The sequence below is a fragment of the Micrococcus sp. KRD096 genome (assembly GCF_017168495.1).
In the GTDB taxonomy this organism is placed as follows: Bacteria; Actinomycetota; Actinomycetes; order Actinomycetales; family Micrococcaceae; genus Micrococcus; species Micrococcus luteus.
Genome location: NZ_JABFAY010000010.1, coordinates 111917 through 123866, shown reverse-complemented (window position 1 = coordinate 123866; position 11950 = coordinate 111917). Strand labels below are relative to the sequence as shown.

The following is an 11950-nucleotide window of genomic DNA, read 5'->3' as shown; positions in this document are numbered from 1 at the left end:
GTGCGGGGGCGGGTGGCAAGGGCGGTCATGGCGGTCTCCTGAGGACGAGGCGAAGTGGGGGAGTGCAGGGTCGTGGATGTCATGGCCGTGGTCCGTCCACGCCGGCGTGCGGGGCGAACACAGGGGAGGTCAGCACGGTGCCGGGCAGCAGCAGGTGTGGATCGTCGCCGATCACCCGCCGGTTGGCCTCGTACCAGCGGCGCCACCGGGCGTCGATCTCTCGGGGGGTCGCGTCCGGGCCGAGCTCGGCGGCGGCGAGGTGCCACAGGCAGTCGCCGCGCCGGACGGTGACGGTGGGGTGGTCCGGATCCGCACGGCCGGTGCCGGCGCCCGGCGGGGCCGGCGCCGGGGGCCGGGGCGTCCACGCGGCGTCCGGCGCCGGGGCCTCGACGCCGGTGGCGTGCGTGGGGGACGCGGCCACGGTCCAGGAGGCGTCCGGCACGGGATGAGCCGCGTCCGCCCACGCGGCCGGCGCCGCGAGCAGCTGGGCACCGACGACGGCGCCGGCTACGCGTCCGAGCAGGGCGGGAGTGAGGCTCCGGCCCAGGCGGGCCCAGGCCGGCCGGCCCGCACGGCGCCCCAGCGCGACGAGCGCCAGCCCGGTCAGGCCCACCGCCCACCACGCGAGCAGTCCGAGCCCGGCGAGACCGGCGCCGAGGCCCAGCACACGGGTCAGTTCCGCCGCCGGCGCGCTGGTGCCCGTCTGCAGCAGCGCCGCGGCACAGGCGAGCAGACCGGGTCCGGCCAGAAGCAGGACGGTGAGGCCGACGGCGTCCGCCGCGTCGACCGGACGGGTCGGGGCCGGGCCGGCCGGTGATGTCGAGCGCTCCATGGATTCCCCTCCTGTGCGTCCGTCCGGCCGCGATCCCGCGATCAGGCCGGTGATGATGACCACAGTGAACTGCATGGCCGGATGGGTGTCAAGAGTGATGTTTGATGATGTTTGATGATGGCTGGCGCTCGACACCGAGCCTCCTATGCTGAGCGCATGCGGTGGAACGGACTCTTCGACGACCTGGAGGCGCACTGGGTCGACCTCGGCTGGCAGGAGACGGTGGCCGAGGCCGCGGAGCTGACCCGAGCGGAGTGGATGGCGCTGTCCCTGGTGGACCGTCTGCGCGGAGCCCGAGGGCGGCAGGTCCGGCTCCACCTGGCCTGGGGCGAGGTCGTGGACGGCGTGGTGCACACGGTGGGCCAGGGCTGGGTCGGCGTGCACGTCGACGGCTCGGGATCGGCGATCGTCGCGGTGGACTGCGTGGCGGCCGTGGAGGCCGACCTGACCCGGGCCGCGCTCGCGCCCGAGCTCGCCGCGGCCGGCTGGGGGACGGTGCTGCGCGGCATCGCGCGGACGCGCCAGCCGGTGGCGGTGACGGGGCGCCTCGGCGCGGCACTGGCGGAGGGCACCGTGGACCGGGTGGGCGGCGACCACCTCGACATCGCCCGCCACCCGCGGGACGAGGCCCGGCGGGCCGCGGCCGTCCGCGGGCGGCTCGTCATCCCGTTCGGGGCGCTGGGGACGGTCCGGACCGCGCTGCGCCCCGCCTGAGCAGACCGTGTGGGATCAGCGGGCCTTCGCGTCCGTCTCGGTCCACTCCCGGACGCGGGCGCGCGTCACTTCCTTCTGACGCTCCACGTAGTCCTCGAGCCAGGACACCTCGATGCGCCACTGACCGCGGCCCCCGACCTGGATGGCCTGCAGCTCACCCGAGCGGACCAGGGCACGGGCGGCCTGACCGGAGATGTTCAGGGTCTCCGCGACGTCGGTCAGGGTGAGAAAGCGCTGCACGGTGCTCCTTCGGTCGAGGCGTCCAGGACGGTCGCGGGCGGCCCACGACGTCGACCCATTCAACCCCGGGAACACCCGGAGGCGACACTTTTCCACAGCGTACGCGGCGGATCCGGCGATCCACGGCCCCTGTGGTTACTCTGGGCGCAGCGCGGAGGGGCCGACACCGACGGGGTGCCGGGGCCGCGGCGGCCCGAGGGGCCGGTCCGAAGGGGGGAACATCCGGTGTCCACGACCATGTCCGCGTCCGCCGAGGGCGGCCGTCTGCGCCGGCCCCGCTGGCGGGATCCCCGGCTCCTCGTCGGTCTCGTGCTCGTCCTCGCCTCGATCGCCGGCGTCGTGGCGCTGGTCGCCTCCGCCCAGCGGACCGCAGCGTACTGGACGGCTGCGGAGGACCTGCCCCCGGGCACACCCATCGCGTCCGGGGACCTGCGCCCCGTGGAGGTGAACCTCAGCGAGGCCGGCGAGCGGTACCTCAGCGCCGATGCTCCGGCTCCCGAGGGGCGGATGGTCTCCGGGACGGTCCGGGCCGGTGAGCTGCTGCCGGCGGCGGCACTGGTGGACGCGGACCCGGACGGCCGTCGTCCCGTCGGGGTGGCCCTGGACGAGCCGCTGCCGTCCGGCGTGGGCGTGGGAGACCGCGTGGACGTCTGGGTGGCCATGCCGGCGGAGGGAGGCCGCGGCCATGCAGACCCGGCCCGGCTGGCCGAGGCGCTCGAGATCTCCGAGGTCACGGCGGAGCAGAACGGCTTCGGCGGCTCGGGCACCACCCGGGTGCAGCTGCTGGCACCGGAGGAGACCCTGCCGCGCATCGTGGACGCGAAGGTGAAGGACGCGCGGGTCACCCTCGTGCCGGCCCACGGGGTGCGCTGACCGTGCGCATCGCCCTGGCCACCACCGTCCAGCCGGGCCTGGACCACATCGGCCCGCTCGAGCGGCACCAGACGGACATCACGGTCCTCCGCCGGGCCGAGGACATCGCCGAGCTGCTCGCCATCGCCCGCTCCGGTCTCGTGGACGCGGTCCTCGTGGCCGGGGACACCGAGTCCCTCACCGCCGCCTTCCTGGAGGAGACGGCCCGGCTGCCCCGACCCGTGGGCGTGGCGGCGCTCAGCGAGGTCCGTGCCGAGCGGCGTCGTCTCCGCAGCATGGGGGTGCCCTGCGTGCGCGCCGACGCCGACCCCGAGCAGATCGCGGCCGTCGTCGTGGAGTCCGCGAGCGCCGCCGCGGAGGGCCGCCGGCCGGAGACCTCGCACGGGGAGGACGCCGACCACGCCCGGGATCACGCCGAGGACCTCGACGACCTGCCGATCACCCTGGAGACGCTCGGCGCGGACGAGGTGCCCGGCCTCACGGACCCCTGGCGCGACGCCGACGAGCCCGACGACGCCGGGCCGGGCGCCGCCCCCGCCGCGGCCACCCCCGACGACGGCCCCGCCACCGCGGGCGAGGGAGCCGACCCCGCACCCTCTCCGGAGGAGGGCGAACCGACCGCACCCGCGCGGGAGTCCCTGGTGACCGTGGTGTGGGGTCCCACCGGCGCCCCGGGACGCACCACCGTCGCCGTGAACCTCGCCGCCGAGCACGCCATGGCCGGCCGGAACACGCTGCTGGTCGACCTGGACACGTACGGCCCCGCCGTCGGTGTGCACCTGGGGCTGACGGAGGAGTCGGCCGGCGTGGCGCGGGCCGTGCGGCGGGCCGACCACGGCCGACTGGGCGCCGCCGACCTGGCGGCCGCGGGCGTCCGCGTCCGCGTCGCCGGCGCGGACCTGACGGTTCTGACGGGGCTCACCCGCGTGGACCGGTGGCCCGAGCTGCGCCCCGCCGCCGTCTCCGCGCTGATCGCGGCCGCCAGGGAACACTGGGACCGCGTGGTCGTCGACGTCGGGTTCGGTCTCGAGCAGGACGAGGAGTTGTCCTTCGACGTGCCCGCCCCACAGCGCAACGGTGCGACCCTGGCGGCGCTCGCCGCGGCCGACGAGGTCATCGCGGTCGGCGGGCCGGACGCCGTCGCGCTGCCCCGCCTGGTCCGCGGGGTCGAGGAGCTGGCGGAGGCGGCCCCGGCGGCACGGCTGCGCGTCGTGGTCAACCGGCTCCGGCCCGCCGCCGCCGGCGTCGCCCCGCGCGGGCAGGTCGAGGCCGTCTGGAACCGCTACGCCTCGCCGGCCACGCCCCTGGAGGCGTTCCTGCCGTGGGACCCGGCCGCCGCGGACCCCGCGCTCCCCCTGGCCGCCCGCTCCCATGAGGGCGTGCCGATGCGGGCCTTCACGGCGGAGGAGCGCCCGCCGCAGTTCGTCCTCTTCTCCTTCGACGGCGGCCGTCAGGATGCGCGCTGGAAGACCTTCCTGGACGCGGCCGCGGACTCCGACGCGAAGTTCACGGTGTTCCAGTCCGCGATCAACCTCATCGAGACCGCCAACCGGGAGAACTACACGGCGCCCGGCAACGAGCCCGGCTACGTGGGCACGGAGTTCGGCGGCGACGAGGCCGAGGTGGCGCAGCGCATCGAGAACATCAACACGGCCCACGCCGCCGGCCACGAGATCGGCACCCACTACGCGGGCCACCTGTGCGCGCCCACGAGGTACGGCGCTGACCAGTGGTCCACGGCCGAATGGAAGCAGGAGTACGGCTCGTTCACGGACATCCTCTCCGACCCCGGGGCCTACAACCCGGGCAGCACCCTGCCGGCGCTGGAGGTCACCCCCGAGGACGTCAAGGGCGGACGTCTGCCCTGCCTCGACGGGGAGTGGGACCAGCTCGTCCCGATGTGGAAGGACAACGGACTCGAGTACGACACGTCCCGTGCCGCGGCCGCCTCCGGCGTCGCCTGGCCCTACCAGGAGGACGGGATCTGGGAGTTCGAGATGCCGATGACCTGGTCCCCCGTGCTCGCCGAGAAGGACGCGGCCAGCCCGTTCGTGATGGCGATGGACTACAACTTCTGGATCTCCGGCAACGGCGGCAAGGACATCCCGGAGGACGTCGCCCGACTCACCGACTTCCAGTACCGCACCTACCGCTACATGTACGACTCGGCGTTCGCGGGCAACCGCGCCCCGCTGGTCTTCGGCAACCACTTCAACGACTGGGGTCTCAACGCGTTCAACCCGGCTGTGGAGAAGGTCATGCGGGAGGTCTGCGTCGAGGAGGACACCTACTGCGTGACCTATCAGCAGATGATCGCGTGGCTCGAGCTGCAGGACCCCGAGGTCCTCGCCGCCTGGCGCGACCAGGCCCGGTCCGCCACCGGCACGGATGCCGAGGCCCTCGGCTGGTGACCCGCGGGGCGGCCCGCTGACACCCGCTCCCTCGACGGCCCCGGCTCAGCGCGCCGGGGCCGTCCCGCGTCCGCGCAGCACGACGACGGCGCTCGCCAGGGCGGTCAGCACCAGGGCCAGGACCATCAGCACCGTCCCCGGCCACCCGTGGGACTCGTGGAACACGCCGCCCAGCCAGCCGAAGAGGCTCGAGCCGGCGTAGTACGCGAAGTTGTACAGGGAGGTCGACTGGGCGCGGCCCGTGGGGGCGGCCGTCCCGGACCACGCGGAGGCCACGGCATGGGCGGCGAAGAACGCGCCCGTCACGAGCACGAGGGCAGGCACCAGCACCGCCGGATGCGGGACCAACGTGAGGGCGACGCCCGCCGCCATGGCCGCCGTCGCGCCGGCCAGGACCGGCAGCCGGCCCACCCGCGCGGCCAGCCGGCCCGCGCGCGGCGACGACCACGTGCCCGCGAGATAGGCGAGGAAGACGAGGCCGGCCGCCGTCGGCGTCCAGGAGAACGGCGGGTCGAGCAGGCGGTACCCCACGAAGTTGTACAGCGCCACGAACCCGCCCATCAGCAGCGCCCCCTGCAGGTAGACGGCGACGAGCTCCGGCGAGCGCAGGTGGCCACGCACGATGCGCACGAGCGTCACCGGGGAGGTGGGCGACGGCGTGAAACGTCGGGCGCGCGGCGTGATCGCCAGGAAGCCGACCGTGCACAGCACCCCGACCACGGTGACGGCCAGCATCCCGCCGCGCCACGAGGACGCCTCCGCGACGGGCAGGGCGAGGAGCCGGCCGGAGAGCCCGCCGAGGGTGGTGCCGGCGATGTAGGTGCCGGCGGCCGCCGCGACCGCGTGCGGGACCACCTCTTCCGCCAGCAGCGCCACGGCGAGTCCCGCGACACCCCCGTGCGCCATGCCCTCGAGCAGGCGCAGACCGAGCATGGCCTCGAACGTGGGTGCGAGGACGCCCGCGAGCGCGCACGCACTGGCGGAGACCATTGAGACCACCATGGCGCGTCGGCGGCCCCACCGGTCCCCGGCCACGGACCACGGCACCACCGACACGGCGAGGCCGAGTGTGCTGGCGGAGACGAGCAGGGCGGCACGGTCCGCGGGGACGCCCAGGTCGTCGCTGACGAGCGGCAGCAGGCCCTGCGGGGAGTAGAGCTGGGCGAACGTGGCCACCCCCGCCAGGAACAGCCCGATCAGCAGCCTGCGGTACGCGGGCTCCCCGGGAGCGGCCGGCGCGGGTCCCGACGACGGGACGGCCGGGGGCCCCGCGCTCGGGGGCGGAGTGGTCGGGGGCACGCCCTCACTGTATCCAGGCTGTCCACTACGATCGGTCGGGTGACTACCTCGACCCCCTCCATCGACCTGCACGATTCCTTCAAGGCGTACGACGTCCGCGGCATCGTGGGCGAGTCCATCACGGCGGAGAGCGTCCGCGCGGTGGGCGCGGCCTTCGTGGACGTGCTGGGCCTGGCCGGTCAGACCGTGCTGGTCGGCGGGGACATGCGCCCCTCCTCGCCCGCGTTCATGACGGCCTTCGCCGAGGGTGCCACGCGCCGCGGCGCCGACGTCGTCACCCTGGGGCTGATCTCCACGGACATGCTCTACTACGCGGCGGGTGTGAAGCAGGCCGCGGGCGTGGTGTTCACCGCCTCGCACAACCCGGCCGAGTACAACGGCATGAAGATGGCCCAGGCCGGCGCCGTGCCGGTCTCCTCGGACACCGGGCTGTTCGAGATCCGCGACGCGGCCCAGGCCTACCTCGACGCCGGTGAGATCCCCGCTGCCGAGACCGCCGGCACCGTGACGGAGGAGGACATCCTCCCCGGCTACGCGGCATACCTGCGCTCGCTCGTGGACCTGACGGGGGTGCGCCGCCTGAAGGTCGTGGTGGACGCGGGCAACGGCATGGCGGGCAAGACCACCCCGGCCGTCCTCGGCGACGCCGAGCTGGCCGCCCTGCCGCTGGAGATCGAGCCGCTCTACTTCGAGCTGGACGGCACCTTCCCGAACCACCCGGCCAACCCGCTGGAGCCGGAGAACCTGCGGGACCTGCAGGCCGCCGTCGTGGAGCACGGCGCGGACATCGGCCTGGCCTTCGACGGCGACGCCGACCGCTGCTTCGTGATCGACGAGCAGGGCGCCCCGGTCTCCCCCTCCGCGATCACCGCCCTGGTGGCCCGCCGCGAGATCGCCCGCGCGAAGGCCGACGGCGAGCAGACCCCCGTGGTCATCCACAACCTGATCACCTCCCGCGCCGTCCCCGAGCTCGTGGCGGCCGACGGGGGCCGGGCCGTGGAGACCCGCGTGGGCCACTCCTTCATCAAGGCGGTCATGGCCGCCGAGTCCGCCGTCTTCGGCGGCGAACACTCCGCGCACTACTACTTCCGCGACTTCTTCAACGCGGACACCGGCATGCTCGCGGCCATGCACGTGCTGGCGGCCCTGGGCGGCCAGGAGCAGCCGCTGTCCGAGCTGGCCGAGGAGTACGAGCCGTACGTGGCCTCCGGAGAGATCAACTCGCAGGTCGCGGACAAGGACGCCGCCGTGGCCGCGGTGGTGGCGCAGTTCGCCCCCGCCGTGGGCGAGGGCGCCGGCGAGGGCCGGGCCGTACACGAGGACTTCGCCGGGGTGGCCACCACGGTGACCCGCATGGACGGCACCACGGTCGCCGCCCAGGACGGCACGTGGTGGTTCAACCTCCGCCCGTCCAACACGGAGCCGTTCCTGCGCTACAACGGCGAGGCCCGCACGGCCGCCACCATGGAGGCGCTCCGCGACGCCGTGCTGGCGATCGTCCGCGCGGAGCGCTGACCTCGGCGGCTCATCCGGCCTGGGCCAGGACGAGCGGCAGCACCCCCTGGGCGCCGGCCTCGCGCAGCACCCGCGCAGCCTCGGCGAGCGACCACCGCGAGTCGACGAGGTCGTCGACCAGCAGCACGGGGCCGTGGCGGCCGGCGTCCGGGGCGGTGCGCAACATCTGCGCCATCGCCTCGGGGACGGCGAACCGGCCGTACACGGACCCGAGCCGGTAGGCGCTGTTGCCGCCCGGCCCGGCCGTGGGGCCGCCGCGCGCGTGCTCAAGCGAGCCGAGGAACGGCAGCCGGCCGATCCGGGCGATCCCCTCGGCGAACGACCCCACCAGCTGCGGGCGGGTGCGCGAGGGCATCGCGACGACGGCGATCGGCCGCGTCCGCCACCCCCAGCCGGCCAGGACGTCGACGGCGCCCCGCAGGACCTCCTCCGGCACCGGCGCGTCCTCCCGGTCCAGCAGGTCCCGCAGGACGGTGCCCCACCCGAGGTCCGTCAGGCGGGCGAGCGCGCGGCCCTCCTCGGCCTGCGACTCGGACGCGATGCGCCCCTTGACGGGCACGCCCAGCCGGTCCATGCCCGAGGGCCACATGCGACGGGGCTCGATCGGCACACCGGTGCGGCGCAGGGCGGCCTCCGCGCGCTCACGCGCCGCCCCGTCCGATCCCGTCGGGTACCAGGGGCCGGCGCAGACGTCGCAGCGGCCGCACGGCGCCGCGGTGGGGTCGTCCAGGGTGCGGGCCAGGAACTCCATGCGGCACCGGTCCGTGGTCTGGTAGTCGAGCATGAGCCGCTCCTCGGCCCGGCGGGCCTCGGCCACGCGGGCGTACCGCTCGGCGTCGTACGTCCACTCCCGCCCGGTGGCGCGCCAGCCGCCGCCCACCCGCTCGACCGCCCCGTCCACGGCGAGGACCTTGAGCAGCAGCTCCAGGGAGGTGCGCTTGATCCGCACGGACGGCTCGAGCGCCGCCACGGAGAGGGCCCCGCCGTGGTCCGCGAGCGCCCCCAGCACGGCGCGCGCCTGCCCCTCGTCCGGCATGGAGGCGGTGGCGAAGTACTCCCAGATGCGACGGTCCTCGGGCCCGGGCAGCAGGAGCACGTCCGCGTGGTCCGTCCCGCGGCCGGCGCGGCCGACCTGCTGGTAGTACGCCACGGGCGAGCCCGGCGCACCGAGGTGCACCACGAACGTCAGATCCGGCTTGTCGAAGCCCATGCCGAGCGCCGAGGTGGCCACGACGGCCTTCACCCGGTTGGCCTTGAGGTCCTCCTCGATCTCGGCGCGACGCTCCGGGTCCGTGCGGCCCGTGTAGGCGACCACCTCGTGCCCCGCCTCGCGCAGGGCGCGCGCCGTGTCCTCGGCGGCGGAGACGGTGAGGGCGTAGACGATCCCGGAGCCCGGCAGGTCCCCGAGGTGGTCGAGGAGCCAGGCCAGGCGCGCGGCCGGGCTGGGCATGCGCAGCACGCCCAGGCGCAGCGAGGCGCGGGCCAGGGGGCCGCGGAGCACGAACACGTCCTGCTCGGAGGCGACGCCGAGCTGCTCCACCACGTCCGCCACCACACGGGCGTTGGCCGTGGCGGTGGTGGCCAGCACGGGCACCGCGCGCGGCCCCTCGGCGGGAAGCAGCCCGATCAGGTCCCGGATGCGGCGGTAGTCCGGCCGGAAGTCGTGGCCCCAGTCGGAGATGCAGTGGGCCTCGTCCACCACGAGCAGGCCCATGCGCGCCACGAGGTCCGGCAGCTGCTCGTCCCGGAACCGGGGGTTCGTGAGGCGCTCGGGCGAGATCAGCAGCACGTCCACCTCGTCCGCCGCGAGCCGGGCCCGGACCTCGTCCCACTCCGTGGCGTTCGCCGAGCTCACGGACACCGCGCGCACGCCCGCCCGGGCGGCGGCCGCGACCTGGTCCCGCATGAGCGCGAGCAGCGGGGAGACGATCAGCGTGGGCCCCGCGCCGCGGGCGCGCAGCAGGAGGGAGGCCACGAAGTACACGGCGGACTTGCCCCAGCCGGTGCGCTGCACCACCAGGGCGCGGCGGCGGTGGGCCACGAGCGCCTCGATCGCCTCGAACTGCCCGTCCTTGAATCGCGCGTCCGGCCGGTCCACGAGCCGACGCAGGACGGCCAGGGCCTCCTCGTGCAGCGCGGCGTCGCCCCCCGGCACGGAGGTCTCGGGGAGGCGGGGGCCGGCGTCGGGGTGCGAGGTGGCGTCCATGGCGTCAGTATGCCAACCGGCCCGGACACCGCAGGCGCGGCGGCGCCGTGCACCGGTGGGATGATGGCGGGATGAAGCTGAGCGCCTACACCGACGTCTGCCTGCGTGTGCTGATGACGCTCGCGGCCGCCGAGGGGGAACGGCTCACCAGCCAGCAGATCGCGGACCGGATCCAGGTGCCCTACAACCACGTGATCAAGGCGGTCGCCGAGCTGCGTCGCCGCGGGACCATCGAGGTGCTGCGCGGTCGGCACGGCGGGGCCATGATCGCCGCGGCCGGTCTGGACCAGCGTGTGGGCGAGCTCGTGCGCTCGCTGAGCAGCCGCGACGAGGTGATCGACTGCGCCGGGCGCGACTCCGGGGTGGCGTGCCCCTACGCCGGCGACTGCCGCCTGCGCGGCGCCCTGCACCGCGCACGCGAGGCCTTCCTCGCCGAACTCGACACCGTGCGGATCCGGGATCTGGTGAGCGCCGGGCCTGTCGGCGGACCCGTGCTGCTGGGCCTGCCGGAGATCCCCGTGACGCACTGAGGGAACGGGCCGGGGGGCGAGTTCCCGACGGCGACGGCCGGGTGTAATCTGGCAAAACCAGCGCAAGATTCGCCACCGAAGAGACGGAGACCCCCGTGCTGTCCGAGAAGTCCCACCCCGTCATCGAGGCCACCGCCGCCGTCGTCGCCGAGCACATGCCGGAGATCACGCCCCTGTTCTACGCCCACATGTTCGAGGCCCACCCCGAGCTCCTCGACGGCGTCTTCTCCCGCGCCAACCAGCGCAACGGCGAGCAGGCCCAGGCCCTCGCCGGCTCGATCGTGAAGTTCGCGGTGCACCTGCTCGAGAACCCGGGCACCCTGCCCGAGGCCGTCCTGTCCCGCATCGCCCACAAGCACACCGCCCTCGGCATCGTCGAGGAGCAGTACCCGATCGTCTACGAGAACCTCTTCTGGGCCATCGGCGAGGTGCTCGGCGACGCCGTCACCCCCGCGGTGGCCGACGCCTGGACCGAGGTCTACTGGCTCATGGCCGACGCCCTCATCAAGATCGAGAAGGGCCTCTACTCCCAGCAGGCCAACGACAGGATGTGGACGGACTGGAGGGTCGTCGCGAAGGAGCCCACCGGCAACGCGGCCGTCACCTTCCGCTTCGAGCCGGCCGACGACACCCCGCAGTCCCGCGGCAGGGCCGGCGGCTACGTGTCCGTGCGCCTGAAGGTCGAGGACGGCCTGCGCCAGTGCCGCCAGTACTCCCTCTCCGAGAAGGCCGAGTCCACCACCGAACGTGTCATCACCGTGAAGCTGGACGAGGGCGGCGAGGTCTCGCCCATGCTCATCCAGAACGTGGAGGTCGGCGACGTCATCGAGCTGTCCAACCCCTACGGCGACATCACCCTCGAGGACGAGGACTCCACCGCTCCCCTGGTCCTGGCGACCGCCGGCATCGGCATCACCCCGGCCGCCGCGATCTTGGACGCGCTCGCCCAGCAGGGCTCGGACCGCCAGGTCCTCTTCTTCCACGGCGACGCGTCCTGGGAGGCGGTGGCCCTGCGCGAACAGGTGACGGAGTCCCTGGCGGCGCTGCCGCACGGCGACGCCCGCCTCTTCCTCGGGGTGCGGCCGGAGCAGGACCCCGAGGGCGTCACGACCGTCGAGGGTGTGATGCACTTCGACGACGTCGAACTGCCCCGCGACGGGCACTACATCCTGTGCGGCCCGCTCGCGTTCATGCAGTCCACCCGCTCGAAGCTGATCGACGCCGGCGTGCCCGCGACGTCCATCCGCTACGAGATCTTCGGCCCGGACCTCTGGCTCGCCGCCTGATCCGGCCCCGGAACGCGGAACGGCCCGCACCCCTCACGGGGTGC

At 74.5% G+C, this 11950-nt stretch carries 10 protein-coding genes; 6 read left to right on the top strand and 4 right to left on the bottom strand.

The genetic code is table 11. The features are described from left to right. Window positions 1–79 precede the first annotated feature (79 nt). A complete protein-coding gene (locus tag J1M41_RS04750; RefSeq protein ID WP_241247733.1) occupies window positions 80–907 on the bottom strand; it encodes a LysM peptidoglycan-binding domain-containing protein in 828 nt (275 codons plus the stop codon). A gap of 81 nt (window positions 908–988) precedes the next feature. Here J1M41_RS04750 and J1M41_RS04745 point away from each other — a divergent pair, with 81 nt between their 5' ends. Then, complete coding sequence (locus tag J1M41_RS04745; RefSeq protein ID WP_206451260.1) at window positions 989–1546, top strand: hypothetical protein; 558 nt, start codon at window positions 989–991, stop codon at window positions 1544–1546. Window positions 1547–1561: 15 nt separating this feature from the next. Here J1M41_RS04745 and J1M41_RS04740 read toward each other — a convergent pair whose 3' ends face one another. Beyond that, the gene (locus tag J1M41_RS04740; RefSeq protein WP_098092364.1) at window positions 1562–1786 is read right to left on the bottom strand and encodes a helix-turn-helix domain-containing protein; all 225 of its coding nucleotides are present in this window, start codon (window positions 1784–1786) and stop codon (window positions 1562–1564) included. 225 nt (window positions 1787–2011) lie between these two features. Between J1M41_RS04740 and J1M41_RS04735 the strand changes: the two genes are divergently transcribed. After that, window positions 2012–2659: an SAF domain-containing protein gene (locus J1M41_RS04735; protein ID WP_192593434.1), complete on the top strand. Its 648-nt coding sequence runs from the start codon at window positions 2012–2014 to the stop codon at window positions 2657–2659. Window positions 2660–2661: 2 nt separating this feature from the next. Next, window positions 2662–5070 (top strand): hypothetical protein, encoded by a 2409-nt coding sequence (locus J1M41_RS12025; protein ID WP_241247732.1) that lies wholly within the window; start codon window positions 2662–2664, stop codon window positions 5068–5070. Between the two features lie 45 nt (window positions 5071–5115). Here J1M41_RS12025 and J1M41_RS04720 read toward each other — a convergent pair whose 3' ends face one another. After that, window positions 5116–6267, bottom strand: coding sequence for an MFS transporter (locus J1M41_RS04720; protein WP_326846069.1), 1152 nt, complete (start codon window positions 6265–6267; stop codon window positions 5116–5118). A 141-nt stretch (window positions 6268–6408) separates the two neighbouring features. On the opposite strand from J1M41_RS04720, the gene J1M41_RS04715 reads away from it, so the two are divergent. Next, window positions 6409–7884: a phosphomannomutase/phosphoglucomutase gene (locus J1M41_RS04715; RefSeq protein WP_206451259.1), complete on the top strand. Its 1476-nt coding sequence runs from the start codon at window positions 6409–6411 to the stop codon at window positions 7882–7884. Window positions 7885–7894: 10 nt separating this feature from the next. On the opposite strand, the gene J1M41_RS04710 is transcribed toward J1M41_RS04715, so the two are convergent. Further along, window positions 7895–10090: a RecQ family ATP-dependent DNA helicase gene (locus J1M41_RS04710; RefSeq protein ID WP_206451258.1), complete on the bottom strand. Its 2196-nt coding sequence runs from the start codon at window positions 10088–10090 to the stop codon at window positions 7895–7897. A 71-nt stretch (window positions 10091–10161) separates the two neighbouring features. Here J1M41_RS04710 and J1M41_RS04705 point away from each other — a divergent pair, with 71 nt between their 5' ends. Both J1M41_RS04705 and J1M41_RS04700 read left to right on the top strand, forming a co-directional pair. Beyond that, the gene (locus tag J1M41_RS04705; protein ID WP_041102859.1) at window positions 10162–10620 is read left to right on the top strand and encodes an Rrf2 family transcriptional regulator; all 459 of its coding nucleotides are present in this window, start codon (window positions 10162–10164) and stop codon (window positions 10618–10620) included. Between the two features lie 95 nt (window positions 10621–10715). Next, window positions 10716–11906 (top strand): globin domain-containing protein, encoded by a 1191-nt coding sequence (locus J1M41_RS04700; protein WP_041102857.1) that lies wholly within the window; start codon window positions 10716–10718, stop codon window positions 11904–11906. Window positions 11907–11950: the final 44 nt, after the last annotated feature.

Bases quoted from the DNA above. Each gene is read 5' to 3' on its own strand.
- J1M41_RS04750 (WP_241247733.1), bottom strand. From the start codon at position 907: ATGCAGTTCACTGTGGTCATCATCACCGGCCTGATCGCGGGATCGCGG.
- J1M41_RS04710 (WP_206451258.1), bottom strand. From the start codon at position 10,090: ATGGACGCCACCTCGCACCCCGACGCCGGCCCCCGCCTCCCCGAGACC.
- J1M41_RS04705 (WP_041102859.1), top strand. From the start codon at position 10,162: ATGAAGCTGAGCGCCTACACCGACGTCTGCCTGCGTGTGCTGATGACG.
- J1M41_RS04745 (WP_206451260.1), top strand. From the start codon at position 989: ATGCGGTGGAACGGACTCTTCGACGACCTGGAGGCGCACTGGGTCGAC.